This window comes from Carnobacterium jeotgali MS3, assembly GCF_000745125.1.
Lineage (GTDB): Bacteria > Bacillota > Bacilli > Lactobacillales > Carnobacteriaceae > Carnobacterium_B > Carnobacterium_B jeotgali.
This window is the reverse complement of the sequence record NZ_JQNF01000007.1, coordinates 23441-42645: the sequence shown is the minus strand read 5'-3', so window position 1 is coordinate 42645 and position 19205 is coordinate 23441. Positions and strand designations below refer to the sequence as shown.

At 35.0% G+C, this 19205-nt stretch carries 19 protein-coding genes; 13 read left to right on the top strand and 6 right to left on the bottom strand.

Going from position 1 to position 19205, the window contains the following annotated elements; genetic code table 11:
• Positions 1-55: 55 nt before the first annotated feature.
• A complete protein-coding gene (locus BP18_RS06215) occupies positions 56-775 on the top strand; it encodes a pseudouridine synthase (RefSeq protein ID WP_007725468.1) in 720 nt (239 codons plus the stop codon).
• 47 nt (positions 776-822) lie between these two features.
• Here the strand turns inward: BP18_RS06215 and BP18_RS06210 are convergent, their stop codons facing one another.
• Both BP18_RS06210 and BP18_RS06205 read right to left on the bottom strand, forming a co-directional pair.
• Positions 823-1050 (bottom strand): hypothetical protein, encoded by a 228-nt coding sequence (locus tag BP18_RS06210; RefSeq protein ID WP_007725467.1) that lies wholly within the window; start codon positions 1048-1050, stop codon positions 823-825.
• A gap of 144 nt (positions 1051-1194) precedes the next feature.
• Positions 1195-2031, bottom strand: coding sequence for an NAD(P)H-hydrate dehydratase (locus BP18_RS06205; protein ID WP_007725466.1), 837 nt, complete (start codon positions 2029-2031; stop codon positions 1195-1197).
• 177 nt (positions 2032-2208) lie between these two features.
• Between BP18_RS06205 and pepV the strand changes: the two genes are divergently transcribed.
• Entirely contained in the window at positions 2209-3609 is a 1401-nt protein-coding gene (gene pepV / locus BP18_RS06200) for a dipeptidase PepV (RefSeq protein WP_029278403.1), read from the top strand.
• A 45-nt stretch (positions 3610-3654) separates the two neighbouring features.
• On the opposite strand, the gene BP18_RS06195 is transcribed toward pepV, so the two are convergent.
• Positions 3655-4359, bottom strand: a complete 705-nt coding sequence (locus BP18_RS06195; RefSeq protein ID WP_035050498.1) for an amino acid racemase — start codon at positions 4357-4359, stop codon at positions 3655-3657.
• A 39-nt stretch (positions 4360-4398) separates the two neighbouring features.
• Positions 4399-5616, bottom strand: coding sequence for a carboxylate--amine ligase (locus tag BP18_RS06190; protein ID WP_035050496.1), 1218 nt, complete (start codon positions 5614-5616; stop codon positions 4399-4401).
• A gap of 242 nt (positions 5617-5858) precedes the next feature.
• Here BP18_RS06190 and BP18_RS06185 point away from each other — a divergent pair, with 242 nt between their 5' ends.
• The 4 genes from BP18_RS06185 to BP18_RS06170 all read left to right on the top strand — a co-directional run bounded on the left by BP18_RS06185 (position 5859) and on the right by BP18_RS06170 (position 9363).
• Positions 5859-6644 carry an SDR family oxidoreductase gene (locus BP18_RS06185; RefSeq protein ID WP_007724810.1) on the top strand — a complete coding sequence of 262 codons (786 nt, stop codon included), beginning with the start codon at positions 5859-5861 and terminating at the stop codon, positions 6642-6644.
• Between the two features lie 51 nt (positions 6645-6695).
• Complete coding sequence (locus tag BP18_RS06180; RefSeq protein ID WP_035050494.1) at positions 6696-7703, top strand: glycosyltransferase family 2 protein; 1008 nt, start codon at positions 6696-6698, stop codon at positions 7701-7703.
• Between the two features lie 112 nt (positions 7704-7815).
• A complete protein-coding gene (locus tag BP18_RS06175) occupies positions 7816-8529 on the top strand; it encodes a DUF975 family protein (RefSeq protein WP_007724807.1) in 714 nt (237 codons plus the stop codon).
• A 264-nt stretch (positions 8530-8793) separates the two neighbouring features.
• Positions 8794-9363: a DsbA family protein gene (locus BP18_RS06170; RefSeq protein WP_029277262.1), complete on the top strand. Its 570-nt coding sequence runs from the start codon at positions 8794-8796 to the stop codon at positions 9361-9363.
• A gap of 66 nt (positions 9364-9429) precedes the next feature.
• On the opposite strand, the gene BP18_RS06165 is transcribed toward BP18_RS06170, so the two are convergent.
• Complete coding sequence (locus tag BP18_RS06165; protein ID WP_029277260.1) at positions 9430-9861, bottom strand: GNAT family N-acetyltransferase; 432 nt, start codon at positions 9859-9861, stop codon at positions 9430-9432.
• A 543-nt stretch (positions 9862-10404) separates the two neighbouring features.
• Between BP18_RS06165 and BP18_RS06160 the strand changes: the two genes are divergently transcribed.
• The 5 genes from BP18_RS06160 (at position 10405) to BP18_RS12420 (ending at position 14970) form a co-directional block, all read left to right on the top strand.
• Positions 10405-11319 carry a PLP-dependent cysteine synthase family protein gene (locus BP18_RS06160; RefSeq protein ID WP_007724801.1) on the top strand — a complete coding sequence of 305 codons (915 nt, stop codon included), beginning with the start codon at positions 10405-10407 and terminating at the stop codon, positions 11317-11319.
• Positions 11320-11332: 13 nt separating this feature from the next.
• Positions 11333-12490, top strand: coding sequence for a cystathionine gamma-synthase (locus BP18_RS06155; RefSeq protein ID WP_029277258.1), 1158 nt, complete (start codon positions 11333-11335; stop codon positions 12488-12490).
• A 5-nt stretch (positions 12491-12495) separates the two neighbouring features.
• Positions 12496-13140, top strand: coding sequence for a class I SAM-dependent methyltransferase (locus BP18_RS06150; RefSeq protein ID WP_007724797.1), 645 nt, complete (start codon positions 12496-12498; stop codon positions 13138-13140).
• A 556-nt stretch (positions 13141-13696) separates the two neighbouring features.
• Positions 13697-14605 (top strand): group II intron reverse transcriptase/maturase, encoded by a 909-nt coding sequence (ltrA, locus tag BP18_RS06145; RefSeq protein ID WP_029277256.1) that lies wholly within the window; start codon positions 13697-13699, stop codon positions 14603-14605.
• Positions 14518-14970, top strand: coding sequence for a group II intron maturase-specific domain-containing protein (locus BP18_RS12420; RefSeq protein WP_081835468.1), 453 nt, complete (start codon positions 14518-14520; stop codon positions 14968-14970). The genes ltrA and BP18_RS12420 overlap by 88 nt, the downstream gene beginning before the upstream one ends.
• 82 nt (positions 14971-15052) lie before the next feature.
• On the opposite strand, the gene BP18_RS06140 is transcribed toward BP18_RS12420, so the two are convergent.
• A complete protein-coding gene (locus BP18_RS06140) occupies positions 15053-16240 on the bottom strand; it encodes an iron-containing alcohol dehydrogenase (RefSeq protein ID WP_029277254.1) in 1188 nt (395 codons plus the stop codon).
• Between the two features lie 218 nt (positions 16241-16458).
• Between BP18_RS06140 and BP18_RS06135 the strand changes: the two genes are divergently transcribed.
• Together BP18_RS06135 and BP18_RS06130 are read left to right on the top strand one after the other, a co-directional pair.
• The gene (locus BP18_RS06135) at positions 16459-17259 is read left to right on the top strand and encodes a formate/nitrite transporter family protein (protein ID WP_007724789.1); all 801 of its coding nucleotides are present in this window, start codon (positions 16459-16461) and stop codon (positions 17257-17259) included.
• 145 nt (positions 17260-17404) lie between these two features.
• Complete coding sequence (locus BP18_RS06130; protein ID WP_035050492.1) at positions 17405-19201, top strand: DUF4153 domain-containing protein; 1797 nt, start codon at positions 17405-17407, stop codon at positions 19199-19201.
• Positions 19202-19205: the final 4 nt, after the last annotated feature.

The window sequence follows — 19205 nt, the reverse complement described above, 5'->3', positions numbered from 1 at the left end:
AAAAAGTTTCAACTAGTTTTTTAATTAATTGTTTTAAAAGAATGGAGCAAAGAAAATGCGATTGGATAAACTGTTAGCCAATATGGGATTTGGAACAAGAAAAACGGTGAAAAATGTATTGAAAGCAAAAGAAGTAACTGTAAATGGATTAGTTGAAAAAGACGGAAAAACTCACGTGAATCCAGAGACAGATAAAATCGAGGTTTCAGGAGAAGTCATCCAATACCAAGAATTCATGTATTTTATGTTGCATAAACCACAAGGAGTTGTGAGTGCAACGACAGATCATGTGCATAAAACAGTCATTGATTTGCTACAGCCGCAAGACCAAGTCATGGATCCGTTTCCCGTGGGCAGACTAGATAAGGATACAGAAGGTTTACTGATTTTAACCAATGATGGAACGTTAGCACACAACTTGCTTTCCCCAAAAAAACATGTGGATAAATGTTATGAAGCCATCATTGAAGGAGTAGTTGATGAACAAGATGTTCAAGCATTTGAGAATGGTATAACGTTAGATGATGGATTTAATTGTCAATCAGCTAAATTAGAAATACTATCTGTAGATTTTGAAAAAGAAAGCTCTGTTATTCAAGTCACGATACACGAAGGAAAGTTTCATCAAGTTAAGCGTATGTTTGAAGCTGTAGATAAATCTGTTATTTATTTGAAGCGTTTGTCTATGGGGAGCTTACAATTAGATGAAACCTTAGAACTAGGTGAGTACAGACAACTGACAAAAGAAGAATTAGCTAGTTTAAAAGATAACTAAATACTAAAAAAAGGAATCAAGGTTTTTACCTTGATTCCTTTTTGCGTCTATTGAGAAAAATCAGATCTATCAGGTGACTCTGTTGGAGGGAAATCTTCTTCGATTTCTAAATCTCCAGCAGTGTGAATGGCTGAATCTAAGTCTTTGTCATCATAATCTAAATGTTGTGTTCGAGTAGAACGTGTTTGTTTTTCACCTCTAGCTAGATCAGTTGGAACGTTTTCTGGTATAAAATCTGGGTCTGATGGATCATGTTCAATGATGCGTTTTACCATATATACCACTCCTTTTTAATCTGAATGATGGAGCTGACTAGATTATAAATGAGTATACTTGGAAAGGAAAAAGATTACAATTCATACGATAAGATTTGTTAAAGAGGAATAAAACGCTAATAACCAGATAGAGGACCAATGAAATTAAAAAATGAACTTTGTAGAGAATTCTTTCATTACAAAAGGGATATTAGCAATAATTTGTGTTGGAAGAACAACATATTGCTTTTTAGCTAAATCATCTCCAATTTTACTGTGCAAGAAAACAGCAGTAATGATAGCAAAACGATTATTTTTAAATTGAGCACTAAATCCAGCAATCATACCCGCTAATGCATCTCCCATACCGCCAGTTGCCATTGCAGGATTGCCTAGACTATTTTTCCAAACTTCATCTAAAAAGTAGATTTCTGTGCGCGCTTGTTTTAAAACGACTGCAGCCTTTAATTCTTTACGGGCTTGAATGTTTAAGGTCTCATTCTGTTCAGTCGGTTTTAAGTGAGAAAGCTTTTGCCACTCGCCTAAATGAGGCGTATAGATTGTTTTAGCTATCGGTGTCTTTAAGTTGTTTTTAGCCATTAAAGTGATGGCACTGCCATCAATAATTAAGTAGTGTTCTTTTGTGACGGATGCTAAAACGGACTTTAAAATAGCTAATGATTCAGAAGAGAGACCTAGTCCGGGACCAATGACAATAACGGTTGCTGTTGCGAGCTGTTTAAGCAATCGATCTGCATCATACATATCAAAGACCATTGCTTCTGGCAGCCGTGCATGTAAAGCCGTATGATTTACTTTAGCTGTTGCGACAGTAACTAACCCAGCTCCACTATAAACGGCAGCACTAGCAGTAAGAATGATAGCTCCGCCCATGTCTTCGTTTCCGCCTATTACAAGCACACGACCATAATCAGCTTTATGACTCTCTTTTTTTCTTTTGGGAATCATGCCTTGAATGGCTTCTGAATTTATTTCTTTCACTTAAGACCCTCCAATAATTTAAACTTACACTCTCATCGATTATAGAACGAATGCTTATTTTTTGCACGAAACTTCTTCTACTAAGTAGATAGCAAAAAAATTGGACTAGACGTTGGTCTTAGAAACGAAAAGTGATATGATAGATGTGTTGATAAAATAAAAAGGAGTGTTGAAAATATGACAATTGATTGGAAAAAAGAAGCTGCTAATCGAAAAGATGATTTCATAGCAGACTTAGTAGAATTACTTAAAATTGACAGCGTACGCGATGATAGCAAAGCAACAACTGATGCTCCAGTAGGTCCAGGACCGAAAGAAGCGTTAGAAGCATTCTTAGCTTTGGGAGAACGAGATGGATTTGTTACTAAAAATGTTGGTAATTTAGCTGGACATATCGAATACGGTGCCGGCGATGAAACAATGGGCGTTTTTGCTCACGTTGATGTCGTTCCAGTTGGAACTGGCTGGGAAACCGACCCATTCAGCCCTGTGATCAAAGATGGACGCATTTACGCTCGTGGGTCTAGTGATGATAAAGGACCAGGCGTGGCTGCTTATTATGCTTTGAAAATGATCAAAGACCTAGAATTACCAGTTTCTAAAAAAGTTCGTTTTATTATTGGAACAGATGAAGAGAGTGGCTGGATGTGTATGGATCATTATTTAGCGAATGAACCAATCCCAGACTTTGGTTTCTCTCCAGATGCAGAATTTCCAATTATCAATGGTGAAAAAGGGATTCTTACGGTTTATATAAACACAAAAGGCAACAACAAAGGCGGAAAAAATGAATTAATAAGTTTTGATGCTGGCTTGCGTGAAAATATGGTTCCTCAAGATGCTACTGCTATCTTTACTAGTGAAGAAGCTGAACAAATTGAAAAAGATTTTTATGACTTTGTTGAAGTTTCTCCAATTACAGGAACAATCAAAGTAGTTGATGATCAAGTTACGATTGAAGTAGGAGGAAAAGCTGCTCACGGTATGGCACCGCATTTAGGCGTAAATGCTGGAACGTATTTGGCTGCTTTCTTAAACCGTTATTCATTTGGTGGAGATGCTAAAAACTACTTACAATTGACAGCAGAGTATTTGCATGAAGATACTAAAGCTGAAAAATTAGCATTAGATTACATTGATGACGTTATGGGAGACTTAACAATGAATTCAGGTGTATTTACGTTCACTCCTGAAAATGGTGGAGTTATTGCAGTAAACATTCGCTTCCCTAAAGGGGTAACACCTGAAGGAATCGAAATTAAAATGGAAAGTAAATTAGCTGAGTATGGCGTAACTCTTAGTCGAGGCAAAGAACAAATGCCGCATTATGTATCAGCTGAAGATCCATTAGTTAAGACACTTTTAGATGTTTACCAAAGACAAACGGGATTAGAAGCACATGAACAAACAATTGGCGGTGGAACATATGGCCGTTTGTTGGAACGTGGAGTTGCTTATGGCGCGATGTTCCCGAACAGTATCGACACCATGCACCAAGCTAACGAATTTATGGCAATTGATGATTTAATGAATGCAATGAGCATTTACGCAGAAGCCATTTATGAATTAATTAAATAGCAAACTAAAAAAAACAGGATTCTTTGTAAAAAGAATCCTATTTTTTTAAACTTTTATTTTCAAGTCTTGTGCTAGCTGAAAGGTCCGATCTAACAGAATCTTTTCAGCATCAATAACGGGAAGTCTTTTTAACGGATCATGGCTATTGGCCAACGAAAGTTCTGTGCATCCAAGTAGAGTGATTTCACTTCCCATTGAATGAAACTCTTCCAATATTTCTTCATAGAGGAAAAGATTAATGATAGCTTGTTCTTTTATGAAGGTATAAATCAATTGATTGATTTTATCTTGCAATACGATATCTGGTAGAATGACTTCAAATCCTTTAGCAAGAAGTTCACGTTCGTATAACTGACTTTCTAAAGTTCCTTGGGACGCTGCTAAGCCAATTTTTTTATTAAAATTAGAAGGAATAGCCTTTACCGTTTCTTTAATCATATTGATGATTGGAATCGGTGTAGCTTTCTTTAATTCCTCGATAAAATAATGGGCAGTGTTACAAGGAATGACGATAAATGCTGGTTGTAAGACATTGATTTTTTCAATATCTTCTAATAGTGCAGGTAAAGGACTAGGTGCTGAGTGATCAAGGATAAATGTTGTACGATCAGGAATCTCAGCATGATTAAATAAAATATAATTGAAAAAATCTTGATCTTTTGTTGGAGTGTGTCTGCTGTTTAGTTCAAGTAAAAAATTAGTCGTGGCCAATGTACCCATACCGCCTAAAATAGCAAAAAAATTCTTCATGACTAGGACGACCTTCCTGTTACGCAATAGAATAAGAAGTTAATAAGGTTGAGGATACCGTTTAAATTTTTTGAAATAGTTTAAAGTAGCTATTGTTACGTAAAGTTTGCGTTTGATACTTGGCTCATCATGACTATTTAAAGGGTGGTAAACTTTGTTAGTTTTATATAATTCTTGAATAGTTTTTTTTATTTCATCTGAATGGATATTATCCAACAATAGTTTTTTCGGCACAGCAGAGTATAAAATTTGTTTATCCGCTATAGAGAAGTCGATAGAACTATTTTCAATGAAATCTTTTACATAATAAGAAGCAGTATTTTTCTCAGCAGCAGTGACATAATAATTGCTGCGGCCAAGACGAGCATTAAGTTCGAAAAATTTATAGGTCTGATCACGTGAATCGTATTTGACATCAAAATTAGAAAATCCGGTCCAGCCAGTGGCGTGGATTAATTTGGTTACATCTCTTACAATTTGATCATCTTTTTTAGTTAAAATAGCCAGGTGATTTCCAATTGCTGACGGAGTGTGATCTTCTAATAACGTTTGACCGAAAGAAATAACTTTTACTTCTCCAGTTTTATGAGAAGAATAAACTGTAGCCACTCCAACTAATGAATCATCGCCTGGAAGGTACTCTTGCAGAATAATTTCATCATCGTACCCATTATGCCTCATATCGTGAATGCTCTTTTTGTATGTAGCGTGGTCTTCACAGATATAAACTTTTTCTTTACCGGGATAGTCGATGGCGTGGTATTTCATACTATTTGTCGGTTTAATAATAATAGGGAAGCCAAAAGGTAAATGAGGTTCATATTCGTTTATCACTATGGTTTTAGGATAAGGGACACTTTCGCTTTCACAAATGGTATAAAAGCTCGCTTTATTCGTTGCACGATAAAAAACTTCTTTATCTACATATGGAATAATCCAATTTTTAGGAAAATGTGATTTATGAGTGATAAGCAATTCAACAGAGTTATCGGTACTTGCTAAAAGGATCTTTTTAATAGTTGGGTAACGTTTATCAATATTTTTTAAGAGAGTTAGCAATGCTTCTGGTTGCATCATTTTAGGCTCAACTATTGGTTCAATGAAGGCAGAATGGTCGATAGGTCCAGTGAGCAAAGTACACAAAACGAGAGAAGTAACGCTATAGGCTTCATAAAATGAGCGTGCCGTACTATAAGCGCCTAAGTTCCCTCCTAATATAACTGGAATAAATGTCTGTAATTCAATGGCAGATGGCATAGTTAACAGTCCTTTCGAAAGGATAAAATGAGCATGAAATGAAGAAAAAATAAAATAAAACCAACTTGTTTACAGAAAAGAAAGCCTTTTCTTAGGTGATGAAAGTATACCACCCAGATTTGTTAAAAGGAAGTGAGAGGTATTTTGAGATTAATTCAGAGTAAAAGTTTACTTTTGTGTTTTAATATGGAAAAATGAATTAAGATGAAAAGATAGGGAACGAAGAAAAAGGAGGTATTTTAGTGGATTTAAATTTAGCAGGGAAAACAGCTTTAGTTATGGCATCAAGTCAAGGGTTAGGAAAAGCTATAGCAACTGAATTAGTAAAAGAAGGAACAAATGTGATGATTTCTAGCCGAAATCCTGAGAAGTTAAAAAAAGTTCAAGAAGAATTAAAGGCAATTGGAAAAGGAAGGGTCGCTTTTTTTGCCGCTGATATAACTAAAAGTGAAGATATTCAACAACTCGTAAAAGAAACGCAAAAAGTATTTGGTTCCATTGACATTCTTATCAATAATGCTGGAGGACCTCCATCGGGCTCTTTTGAGGATTTTTCAGATGATGATTGGGAAAATGCCTTCCAGTTGAATTTATTGAGCTACATTCGAGCTGTTCGAGAAGTCTTACCGGATTTAAAAGAAAATGGTGGGAAAATTATTAATATTGCTTCTTCATCGATCAAACAGCCAATTTCAGGTTTGATATTATCGAATACCTTTCGCCTAGGTATTGTGGGCCTTAGTAAAACGTTAGCAGAAGAGTTAGGACCGTACAATATTTTAGTAAATACTGTTGCGCCAGGACGAATCGCAACGGATAGAATAGCAGAGTTAGATGAAATTACTGCTAAGAAACAGAATGTATCTATGAAAGAAATTACAAGAAGAGCTCAAAATGCTATTCCGCTTGGTCGATATGGGACACCGGAAGAATTTGCAAAATTCGTTGTTTTTCTTGTTTCTGATGTCAATACGTACGTTACTGGTTCAGCTTTAATGATTGATGGCGGAAGTGTCAAAGCCATTTGAGAAGGATCCTATTCCTAGAAGTGTGTAAAAAATATTCAAGGAGGAAAAAAGATGTTGTTAAGTGTCATTATGCCTGTATATAATACTAGCGCAACTCTAGGAGATGCAGTGAAAAGCGTTTTAGAGCAACGATTTAGTAATTTTGAGCTGATTTTGATTAATGATGGTTCTTCAGATAGTTCACCAGAAATTTGTGATTTGTTAGCAAAAACGGATGAACGAATTAAAGTTGTTCATCAAAAGAATAAAGGATTATCGGCCGCTAGAAATCAAGGGATAAAAGCTGCCTCTGGTGAGTTCTATGCATTTATTGACAGCGATGATCGGTTTGATGAAGAGGCCTTTTTAAATTTCTATGAAGCTAGAGTGCAACACGAAGATATGACGATGTATGTGATGAATTTTGATAAAGTTTATGGCGGGATCAGTGTGCCTAAAAAACGGAGTAAAAATTCAATTATTACTGAACCAAAAGAACTGATTAAATTGATATTCAGTTCTTCAGGGGTAGCTTTTTATACATGGAATAAAATTTACCGTCATAGTTTATTTCAAAGCGTGTCTTTTCCAGAGGGAAAGATTTTTGAAGATATTGTAACGACATATAAACTAGCCAAGTTATCTAGTAAGACAATTGTGACTACTACTGTTGGTTACCACTACATCAGAAGGTCAAATACAATTGTCAGCAGTACCTTTTCACCAGAATATTACGATATTCTAACAGAGACGGAACAATTATATGCATTGGTAAAAAACGATTTTCCTGAGTTGAAACACGTAGCTTTACAAAAGCTCATAGAAAGTATTATTTCTGTTGGGTATAAATTAAGCCAAGCATCTGAATCGCCAGATACAGTTGCTTTTCAAAAAAGACTTCAACAAGATATTCAACTGTATCAGAATGAAATCGATAATGACAAAAAAATACCATTGTATTATAAAATAGGATTGAAATTACTAAAGAGTGATATTAGTTCCTATAAAGATTATTACAAAGCTACCCTGAAAAAAAATATTATAGGAAAACAGTCTGAATCGGAAGATAAATTTTTGTAAGTGAAGGATATTTTTTGTCTAGAATAAAGAAAATTTTTTAAAAGATAACAAATGCTATTCTTTTTTTGGTAAACTATAGAAAATAATTTGTTTGAGGAGATTACCAAAAAAAATGGACAGTTATAAAACAAGAGCTGAATTAAAGTACGATGCTAAAGCATTATTTAAAGGAAGGTGGAAAGATGCAATACTACTAAACCTTATTCCAACCATCCTATCAATCGTTATTATACTATTGATCGCTGCTTTGGCGGTTAGTCTGTCTAATAATGCAGATACAACTTTAGGAAATTGGGTAGACAATGCGTTGTTTTCTGATGATGGTACTGGAAACGGCACGAGTAATGTTGGTAGTGGGATTTTATCCACGCTTTTTACAGTTGGTATTTCATTTACATTTCTAGACTGGTTTAGAAATCCTAAGATGGAAATTAACCCTTTAAAAAATGGGCTGCAAGTATTTACAAAAAAATACTTTCTTAGAGTAATATTGATTTACATCATAACGTCTATTTTTACGACATTATGGAGTTTATTACTGATTATTCCAGGAATCATAAAATCCTATGCGTATTCTCAAGCGTACTTAATTTATAAAGATCAATCTAGTAGCATTTCAAATGAAAAGGTTTCTTCTTTAGATTGTATCACGGAAAGTAAAAACCTAATGAAAGGGCATAAATGGCGCCTTTTCATATTAGACTTAAGTTTTCTTGGTTGGAATATATTAGCTATTTTATCGTTAGGTATTGGGTTTATCTGGTTGATGCCTTATAAAAATGCAACAAAAGTTGCATTCTACGAAGACTTAATCAATAATAATTAAATGAAATTAGCTACGAGAAAGGATTGAGCCTACGACTCAGTCTTTTCTTTTTTTGTAAAATGTTTTACTCTAATGCTGTTTAATGTATGTGATTAGTTAATTTTTTCAGAGAATCTCTTTGAAAAAGAATGACCAACCCTACCATTGAAAATAGCTAACCTCAATTTCGGTACTAAAAAACACTAATGAGCAGATGATTTTTGGTGGAAGCTGATTACTGTTAAGATAGTACTATAGTTAATATGGAATTGGGGTGAAATATTTATGGTGGAAAGAACGAAACAAGTTGAATTATTCTTATTCATTAATCCAATCAGTCATGATTCATTAAAAATGGAAGAAGAAGCATTTAAATTTATTGACACCTATGAAAATAACTCACAAATAACCATTTATCCTTATCACAATACTCATACACTTTATAGCTACATGATAAAAAATCAATTATCATTTGAGAATGCTACCTTATGGAATAATCTTCATAATGATAGTTACCATCTATCGTTGGCTTTTATTGCCGCCTCCATTCAAGGGAAGAAGAAAGGCAGAAGGTTCTTGATGGATCTTCAGCGCAAGATGATGAATCAAAATGAATTGCTATCAAAAGATTTAGTGATTGATGCAGCTAAAAAAGCCAATATAGATGTAGAAATGTTTCTAGTAGATTTTCATTCTACTTTTGTTCAAAAACTTTTTTTGTCCGATCAAAATTTTTCCCAGGCTATGGGAATAAGAGAGACGCCATCGTGTTTATTGGTAATCACAGATGAAGAAAAAAAAGCAACTCTAATAGAAAATTTTATTACTGCAGAAGATTTGTATCAAATGGTCTGACTAAAAGGAATTAAAAGAACACAAACGACTCGGATAATTGCGAGTTGTTTGTGTTCTTTTTAAATTTCATTCTAGCAGCATAGAAACATGGCTAACACCGAATAAAGTATAAGGTTCGGAAATTTCTTTGAATCCAAAAGAAGCATAGAAATCTTTTATGTATTCTTCAGAATTTAATTCAATTGCTTTTTCCGGATAGTGTTTTTTGCAATAGGTTAATACATTTTGGAATAACTGGCGTGCAAGTCCTTTTCCGCGATTTTGTTTTGTCACTAAGACACGACCTATGTGAACATTTCCGCTATCTGTGACAAAAACCCGAGAATAAGCCATTAATTTTCCATCTTCGATATACGAAATATGGATGCTATTAAAATCTCTACCGTCGATATCTTGGTAAGGAGATGCTTGTTCAACAACAAAAATAGCGCTGCGTTCTTTATAAAATAAATACAATTCATCTTTTGTTAATTCATCAAAGTTCTTATATGTCCACATTGCAGCAACTCCTTTTTGATTTCATTTAGTCGGATAGAGGGGTATCTCATTAATCTCCAATGATTATTTTCTCAAAAATGAAGCATTAATGCAACTGGAAATAGCTATAAAAAATATCTTCCTTGGAATTAAAAATAAAGATTAGATTGACAAATAAAAGGGTGATTGATAAGATGTGTCTACAAAGATGTAAGAAGTCTCTTACATTAAATAAACTAAAAATAATAAACTAAGAAAGGAAGAAGCCATAATGAAAAAGATGAACGGTTCAGACGTGTGTTGTTGTTTATGTTGTATGGAACACTCATGTCGACAGTTGTCATCTTTTATTAGGTCTTCTTCTTTTTATGAACACAATTAAAGTTTCATACCCTAAGGAACGTAGCTTTTAAAAACCATTTTTTTAAGCGGGTGTATTGAAATTGTTTTCATTTAGAAGGAACTGAATTAAAAAATTGATGATAGGTGCATGAGTGTAAAAACTCATGCACTTTTTTTGTCTTATTTTTTAAACATTAAACTAACGAAAGGAGAATGAGAGCAATGCTTTATAGCAAAATACAAGATTTGATAGGGGATACACCGTTACTCGAGATTCATGGTTTTGATTTGCCAAAAAATAGTAAAATATTCGCCAAGTTAGAAATGTATAATCCTGGAGGAAGTATCAAAGATCGTTTAGGCGTCAACTTGTTAAGAGCTGCTTTTGAAAGAGGATTAATAAATACTGAAACAACAATTATTGAACCGACTGCTGGAAATACCGGTATTGGTTTAGCTTTAGCTGCGCAAGAGTATGGACTAAAAGTTGTTTTTACAGTTCCAGAAAAATTTAGTCAAGAAAAACAAGAATTGATGAAAGCTCTTGGTGCAAAAATAGTCTTTACAGCAAGTGAAGAGGGAATGACTGGGGCAATAGAAAAAGCTAAGTCTTTAGCTGCAGAAATTAAGAATAGTTACATTCCAATGCAGTTTGAAAATCAAGCAAACCCGTTAACTTATTATGAAACTGTTGGACCAGAAATTATAAAAGATATGGAAGGAATGTCAATTCAATCTTTCGTAGCTGGAGCTGGTAGTGGCGGAACATTCGTGGGTACTGCGGCTTATTTAAAAGAAAAAAACCCAACGATTCGAACTAGTATTGTTGAACCTGAAGGCTCTATTTTAGGTGGAGGAGCTAGCCATGGGCACAAAACTGAAGGAATCGGAATGGAGTTTATACCAAAATTTTTAAATAAAAGGCTCATTGATCAAATATATACGATTTCTGATGAAGAAGCTTTTTATTTTGTTAAACAGTTAGCCATGACTAATGGATTATTTGTTGGAAGTTCAAGCGGATCAGCGTTTGCGGCCTGTTTGAGAGAAGCTCGGTTGTTACCTGAAGGAAGTACGATTGTAACGATTTTCCCAGACAGCAGTGAACGATACTTAAGTAAAAAAATCTATCAATAGGAGAGTGTCAAAAATGAAAATGAAAACAAAATTAATCCATGGTGGTATTAGCCATGATGAAGCAACTGGTTCAGTAAATGTTCCGATTCATCAAACGTCTACGTATAAACAAGAAAAAGTTGGGAAACATAAAGGCTACGAATATTCTAGAACCGGGAATCCGACCCGCTTTGCAGTGGAAGAACTGATCAAAGATTTAGAAGAAGGTATTAGAGGATTTGCTTTTGGGTCAGGGTCGGCTGGTACTCATGCTGTCCTTTCCTTATTTTCTCAAGGAGACCATATTATTGTGGGAGATGACGTATATGGTGGAACTTATCGCTTAATGAATAAAGTACTCGTTCGTTTAGGAATAACCTTTACGACAGTTGACACAAGTGATCTAAGCACTATTGAACCAGCTATCCGCCCAGAAACAAAAGCGATTTTTTTAGAAACGCCAACCAATCCGTTGCTTAAGATAACCGATATTGCAGAAACAGCGAAACTAGCGAAAAAGCACAACTTAATTACGATTGTGGATAATACATTTGCGACCCCCTATCATCAACGTCCTTTAACGCTTGGAGCGGATATTGTTGTTCATAGTGCTTCCAAATATTTAGGAGGACACAGCGATATAGTGGCAGGTTTAGTTACCACCACGAATGAGGTATTAGCGGATGAAATCGGTTTTTTACAAAATGCAATTGGTGGAATCTTAGGGCCACAAGATAGTTGGATTTTACAAAGAGGAATCAAGACTTTAGGAATTAGAATGGAAGAACATGAAAAGAATGCTCACGCAATAGTGGATTACTTGATTAATCATTCTAGTATCGAAAAAGTATATTATCCAGGATTAGTAACCCATCCTGGACATGAGATTGCTAAAAAACAGATGAGTGGTTTTGGTGGAATGATTTCGTTTGAATTGAAAGAAGGGTATTCAGCTAAAGATTTTGTCGAAAAATTAAGCATCATTACACTTGCTGAAAGTTTAGGAGCGGTTGAAAGTTTGATTGAAATTCCAGCATTAATGACACACGGATCTATTCCAAAAGAAATCCGTCTTAAAGCAGGCATAAAAGATGAATTGGTGCGCTTTTCGGTTGGTTTAGAAGATGTTGAGGATTTGATAGCTGATTTAGAGCAGGCATTAGTATTTGTATCTACTAGTAAGGGAGAATAGACGAAATGGGACGTGAATTTTTAGGTATCTTTACAGAGTGGTCAAGCGACTATGATGATTTTGTAGAAGGTAAAGATCCAGAATACCAAGCTGTTTTTGAAGGGTATAGTACTATTTTGAAAGAAATTGTTCGCAGAAGTGGACTGAACGTACTAGAATTCGGGATTGGCACAGGAAATTTGACCCAAGAATTGATTTTAGCTGGGAAATGGGTTTTTCCCGTAGAACCCTCAGAAGAAATGCGGAAAATTGCTAAAACGAAGTTACCGAATGAAATAGTTATTTATGACGGAGATATGCAACAGTACCCAAGTCCCACTAAACAATTAGATACCATTGTCAGTTCATACGTTTTTCATCATTTGACAGATAAAGAAAAAAGTCTCGCTTTAAAGGATTATGCTAATCAACTAGAAGTGGGTGGGAAAGTTATATTCGCAGATACCATGTTTGAATCACAAGCAACGAATGAACAAGCCATCGCACAAGCCAAGCAAAAACAGTTTTACGCTTTAGCTAAAGATTTAGAACGAGAATATTATCCTCTAATCCCAACGTTAAAAGAATTATTTGAACAAGCAGGATTTAGAGTAGCTTTCCATCAAATGAATGAATATGTTTGGATTGTGGAAGGAACTAAATTAAGTTGAGATGAAAAGCAAAAAAATCCTACTGAAGAAATCAGTAGGATTTTTTTTTAGTGCGCCCGGCATGGGTGATAACTTGGTGGTGAAAGTCCACAACAGGCTTTGCAGTAGGAACTGTTAGCGAATGGCAAGGGTGTCCATTGTGAAGTGGAATCTGAAGGAAGCCGGACGCAAACACTCGCACTGACGAACAGAAACCTCATATAAGGCTGACTGGAGAGGGACGAGCTTGCTAAACAAAGCAAAGTCCAATACTGCACGAATCTTCTACAGTAAATGAGGCAGTGACATGAGTGGAAGGTTATCATTCTTACCCGGGGAGGTCTCACTAGCGAGCAAGCTCGTAGTAATAACGAATAGTGAGAAGTCAGCAGACGCCATAGTAGGAGAACGTTGTTCTCTGAAGGGCTGAACAATAATAATCTTGGGAAAACAAGGAGGTGAATACGTCACCACTATCGCAGAAAACATCAAGGTAAAGACCAAGCGATGGCTACCTACAGAGGGATAAGTTGGAAACGAAAGAGTATGTAGGAGTGCGTAGGGACGTAGCATAGATATGGAAAAACAAGATGGTATCACACTTATCGAGAAAGTTATAGATAAAGATAATTTAGAAAGAGCGATGATTAAAGTTCGTAAGAACAAAGGAGCTCCAGGTGTAGATGGTCTAACCGTCTATCAACTGGAAGGTCACATGAAGAGATATTATCCTCATCTTATAAGGAAATTGAAAGACGGTTCTTATCAACCACAACCAGTGCGCAGAGTATCCATTCCAAAATCAGATGGCACCAAAAGATTATTAGGGATTCCTTCTGTATTGGATAGAGTGGTACAACAAGCTATTCTCCAGGTGATTGATCCGATTATCGACCCACAATTATCCGACAACAGTTATGGTTTTAGAAAAGGAAGAAATGCCCATCAGGCCATTCAAAAGGCAGAACAGTATTATAAAGAAGGGTATCGGGTAGTAGTCGATTGTGATTTAAAAAGCTATTTCGATACGATACACCATCAGAAATTACGGGCAAACCTAGAATGGTTTATTCAAGATAAAATCGTTCTAAAGCTGATATGGAAATTCCTAAAGTCAGGCATTTTAGACAAAGATAGTTATATCGAGACAGATACCGGAGCTCCTCAAGGAGGCCCACTTTCTCCATTACTAGCAAATGTCTATTTAAATCAACTGGATAGGGAACTTGAAAGGAGAGGTCATGCTTTCATTCGCTACGCGGACGACTTCGTTATTTACGTTAAAAGTAAACGTGCAGGCGAACGAGTAATGGAAAGTGTTACTCAATTCATTGAAAAAGACTTGCGTCTTACAGTAAACCAAAAGAAAAGCAGTATCACCACTCCGACTAAAGCAAAATTCCTTGGTTTTCATATTATGAACCATATGGGAAAGTTGGATGCCGACCTAGTAAGTCGGCAAAACAACGATTCCGAAATAAACTAAAGTATCTCACAAGCCGAAAACGGCCAGGGACATTTAAAGAAATCCTAACACAACTAAACCAAGTAACTGTTGGATGGATAAATTATTATAAGATTTCCTTCATGAAATCCTTCCTAGAAGAAACTCAGAACTGGTTGCGCCATCGTGTAAGACAATTAATATGGAAACGATGGAAAAAGGTATCCACTAGATACAATCAACTGAAAAGATTAGGAATAGACCACGATAACGCACTGAAAACAGCAGCCAGCCGTAAAGGGTATTGGCGTATTTCACGTAGTGAAGTTCTACACCGCTCGATAACAAATAAAAGGCTCATACAGTGGGGATTAAAAGATTTAATCCTACTATATGAGCGTAAGTGATACTTAAATTATTGAACCGCCGTGTACGGAACCGTACGCACGGTGGTGTGAGAGGTCGGTAGATAAATTAATTATCTACCTCCTACTCGATTAAAGCAGCTTGGTAAATTTTGCGGCTGATTTCAATTGTTTGATCTTTACGTTCTGACAAAGCAATTTTTTTGTGGCTTTCTAATTGAGTGACTAAAATATCAATTACTTCTTCACCCAAATCAATATCTTTAAAAGAAGTTGGCGCGCCTAAACGTGCAAAAAATTCTTTAGTTTTCTCAATAGCTCCTGTAACCTTTTCTTCATCTGTTCCTTCAGTGATCTGCCATACACGTTCTGCATACTGAAGCAATTTGTCGTATTTTTCATTTTTTCTAACGGTTAAAAGCGCAGGTAAGACGATAGAAAGTGTCCGAGCATGGTCAATATGATAAAGAGCCGTTATTTCGTGACCTAAATCATGAGATGCCCAATCTTGAGGAACTCCTGGAGATAATGTTCCATTTAGCGCATTTGTAGCGGTCCACATAAAGTTAGCACGCAAGTTATAATCTTTATTTGTCTCGTCAATCACATCTGGTCCAATTTCTATTAAGGTCTGCAATAGGCCTTCTGAAAAACGATCTTGGACCATTGCACCTACTGGAAAAGTTAGATATTGTTCCATAATATGAACAAAAGCGTCAATTACCCCATTTGCTAATTGGCGTTTTGGCAAAGTGTAGGTTAATTCTGGTTCTAGAATAGAAAAAACTGGGAAAACTTTTTCACTACCAAAACTGACTTTTGCTTGTTTTTCTTTAAATGTAATAACGGAACCTGCGTTCATTTCAGATCCAGTTGCAGGTAATGTCAAAATAGTTCCAAAAGGTAAAGCCGATTTAATGGGTTCACTAGTTCCGATTCCTGAACCAAAAATATTAATAGGGTCGCCTTCAAATTCAGCAGCAGCTACAATAAACTTGGTTGCATCAATAACTGAACCACCTCCAACAGCTAATAGAAAATCATATCCCTCTTTTTTTACGAGTTCTACAGCTTTCATAGCCGTTTCAAAAGTAGGATTAGCTTCGATTCCACCGAACTCACCGTATACTCGATCTCCTAAAGCCTGTTTAACTTTATCTAATGTACCAAATCGTTTGACGCTTCCACCACCATAAGTAATCAATACCTTTTTATTTGATGGAATTAATTGATCTAAAGTGCTGATTTGATTTTTACCAAATACAACTTTTGTTGGATTAAAGTAAGTGAAGTTTGAAATGTTATTTTGCATAATGGATGTGCTCCTTTATTTAAATAAATTTATGAAGTAAAGTATACCACAAAATTGAAAATAACAGTTATTCAAGCAAGTTAAATTAAGGCGAATTTTAGAACAAAATATAAAAAAAAATAAAATGTAAGCGTATTTATTCACAAAAAAATATTATTATGGAGTATAATAACAATATTGTTAAAAAGATAACAAACTAAAAGGGTGGTAGATAAATAATGGAAACACAGAATACTGGTCTAATGTATAATATTGAAAAAAGCATTATGAAAAAACAAAATTTATATGATAACAGTAAGTCTCGCTATTTTGTTCGTGCGATGTTAGCTTGTTTATTCTTAACATTAGGAACAGCTGTTGCGGTTATGATTGGTCAAGCTGGAGAAGAAATCGCACCGGGATTAGGAAAAATGCTATATGCATTTATGTTTAGTTGGTCACTGGTTATGATTATCTATATGAATGCTGAATTAGGTACTTCGAATATGATGTACATGACAGTAGCAATACAAAGAAAGTTAATGAAGCCTAAAAAAGCGTTAGCTATTTTATTTTATTGTATATTATTTAACTTAATTGGTGGAATTATTGCAAGTTTAGTTATATCTTTCACATATAAGTTCCATGCATTGCCAAGTGACCATTATTTATTTACAGCAGTAGCTGGAAAATTAGCTAAAACACCTTTACAAATCTTTTCAGAAGGTATTTTTGCAAATATTATCGTTAATACAGCTGTCTTTTGTACAATAAGGATGAAAGATGATGCTGGGAAAATTATTGCAATGATCTTCATTATCTTTATTTTTGCTTATCTTGGTTTTGAACATGTCATTGCAAACTTTTCTTCTTTTGCATTAGCCTTTTTTGCTTCTGGTGGTTCTGTTCCTGGTATGACACTCGGTGCGGTACTGACAAACTGGGGTATGGCTCTATTAGGGAATTATGTTGGAGGAGCATTGATTATTGGAGTGCTCTATTCATGGTTAAATAAGAATCAAACAGAATACGTAGATTAAATCATTTATTCTAGGAGAAAAAGCTGATACGTATGTGTCAGCTTTTTTTTAGTTTGGCTAATGATTGACAGAAGTTCACATTAGACCACATAATAAGAGTAAGAAAAATTAGTGGAAACTCACTTCTTTTAAGGAGGGACAACTTATGAAGTTGGTACAGAATATACAAGATAAATTTCAAGGGCTTATTCAAGCAAGCAAACGATATCCATTAACTGTCTTATTTTTAGTAGTTATCGCTGGGCTCAATACGTACTTGATTCAACAAGAAACGGATGATTACATCAATTATGTGTATAGTCTTATAGTAGGTGTGTTTTTAAGTGCGGTAGCTCAACACATATATGAACGATTCTTTGAAAAGACTTCCCAAAGGATAGCGTTAATGGGGGGCTCACTTCTATTAACACTTTTATATTTTTATACAATTGGATCATCAACGGTCTATGATCTTGAAATGACTGTTAAAACAAGCATTATATTCTTAATACTTGCGGTTGCTTTCATATGGGTTCCTACTATTAAAAATCGGATTACATTTAGCGAGAGTTATTTATCGGCCTTTAAAGCATTTTTTACAACGGTGTTGTTTACGGTTATTTTATATGCAGGTGTTGGGTTTATTATTTTTGCTGTTGATCAATTATTATTTTCAGTAGATTATAAAGCGAACTTGCATAGCGCTAACTTGATTATTTCACTTTTTTCACCAATCTTTTTCCTGTCTTATACACCAGGATATGTAACAAAAAAAGACGAAGCTACTCAAACTCCTGAAAAACTTGTTGCCAAACAGAATCAAATAAAAAACGAAGTCTCTGTTCCTAAAGTACTTGAACTGTTAATCTCCTATATTCTTATTCCATTAACCGCAATTTTTACGGTCATTCTATTGGTTTACCTTTTACAGAATATCACGGGAGATTTTTGGACAAATAATTTGCTAGAGCCAATGTTGGTTTCTTATTCGGTCACGGTTATTCTCGTGTACCTTTTAGCTAGTAATATTGAAACCAAATCAGCTCTTCTTTTTAGAAAAATTTTCCCAAAAGTATTGGTTCCTATTGTCTTATTTCAAACCATTTCTTCTGTCTTAAAAATCCAAGAAACGGGACTGACACATGGTCGCTATTACGTTATTCTATTTGGGCTATTTGCAGTCATTGCAGGATTGATTTTTAGCATCTTGCCTGTTAAAAAAAATGGTTGGATTGCTGTTGTATTGATTGTGCTCTCTGTGATCTCTATTACGCCTCCAGTAGATGCTTTTACGGTCAGTCAAACATCGCAGACTAATTTGTTGAAAGAAACACTGGAAAAGAATCAAATGCTAGAAGAAAATAAACTTATTCCCAATGCTGATGTATCTAAAGAAGATAAAATTAAGATTAGCCAAACCATTTATTATTTAACGGATATGGATTACACGGAAGATATAAAATGGCTAGCGCCTTATGGTCAACAACTAACGTATCAATTTGAAGAAATTTTTGGTTTCCAACCTATATACGGTGAAACAGGTTTTGTAAATAACCAGCCTGCTCAAGATGCGTATTATGCTACATTAGATCGCCAGCAAACCCCAGTGATTTCAATTGAAGATTACGATAAGATGATTGCCATTTCTTACTATGAATTTAGTGAACGTTCAGCGATAGAATTTGAAGTTGGCGATTCAACTTATGCAATTGAGACCCAAGGTAAAGAAGGTAAAAATCTTGTTTTAATGGATGAAAATAAACAAAGTCTTATGAGTATTGATCTTCAAGAGGCAATGGAGCAAGTAGCCACAACTACTCAGACTGAAAATCTATTTACGATAGAAGAAGGAACGGTTGTAGCGGAAAACGAACAAGTTGAAATGAAGGTATTGTTTACCTCAATTGATATTTATGATGATCAGTACAATAGTGAATTTTATTTATTCGTTGATGTAAAATAAACAA

What these genes read in the sequence shown, in the direction of transcription:
- BP18_RS06190 (WP_035050496.1), bottom strand. Translation starts at nt 5,616, where the DNA reads ATGCCATCTGCCATTGAATTACAGACATTTATTCCAGTTATATTAGGA.
- BP18_RS06155 (WP_029277258.1), top strand. Translation starts at nt 11,333, where the DNA reads ATGAAAATGAAAACAAAATTAATCCATGGTGGTATTAGCCATGATGAA.
- BP18_RS06135 (WP_007724789.1), top strand. Translation starts at nt 16,459, where the DNA reads ATGGAAACACAGAATACTGGTCTAATGTATAATATTGAAAAAAGCATT.
- BP18_RS06150 (WP_007724797.1), top strand. Translation starts at nt 12,496, where the DNA reads ATGGGACGTGAATTTTTAGGTATCTTTACAGAGTGGTCAAGCGACTAT.
- BP18_RS06180 (WP_035050494.1), top strand. Translation starts at nt 6,696, where the DNA reads ATGTTGTTAAGTGTCATTATGCCTGTATATAATACTAGCGCAACTCTA.
- BP18_RS06160 (WP_007724801.1), top strand. Translation starts at nt 10,405, where the DNA reads ATGCTTTATAGCAAAATACAAGATTTGATAGGGGATACACCGTTACTC.
- ltrA (WP_029277256.1), top strand. Translation starts at nt 13,697, where the DNA reads ATGGAAAAACAAGATGGTATCACACTTATCGAGAAAGTTATAGATAAA.
- BP18_RS06175 (WP_007724807.1), top strand. Translation starts at nt 7,816, where the DNA reads ATGGACAGTTATAAAACAAGAGCTGAATTAAAGTACGATGCTAAAGCA.
- BP18_RS06170 (WP_029277262.1), top strand. Translation starts at nt 8,794, where the DNA reads ATGGTGGAAAGAACGAAACAAGTTGAATTATTCTTATTCATTAATCCA.
- BP18_RS06215 (WP_007725468.1), top strand. Translation starts at nt 56, where the DNA reads ATGCGATTGGATAAACTGTTAGCCAATATGGGATTTGGAACAAGAAAA.
- BP18_RS06165 (WP_029277260.1), bottom strand. Translation starts at nt 9,861, where the DNA reads ATGTGGACATATAAGAACTTTGATGAATTAACAAAAGATGAATTGTAT.
- BP18_RS06130 (WP_035050492.1), top strand. Translation starts at nt 17,405, where the DNA reads ATGAAGTTGGTACAGAATATACAAGATAAATTTCAAGGGCTTATTCAA.
- BP18_RS06195 (WP_035050498.1), bottom strand. Translation starts at nt 4,359, where the DNA reads ATGAAGAATTTTTTTGCTATTTTAGGCGGTATGGGTACATTGGCCACG.
- pepV (WP_029278403.1), top strand. Translation starts at nt 2,209, where the DNA reads ATGACAATTGATTGGAAAAAAGAAGCTGCTAATCGAAAAGATGATTTC.
- BP18_RS06210 (WP_007725467.1), bottom strand. Translation starts at nt 1,050, where the DNA reads ATGGTAAAACGCATCATTGAACATGATCCATCAGACCCAGATTTTATA.
- BP18_RS06140 (WP_029277254.1), bottom strand. Translation starts at nt 16,240, where the DNA reads ATGCAAAATAACATTTCAAACTTCACTTACTTTAATCCAACAAAAGTT.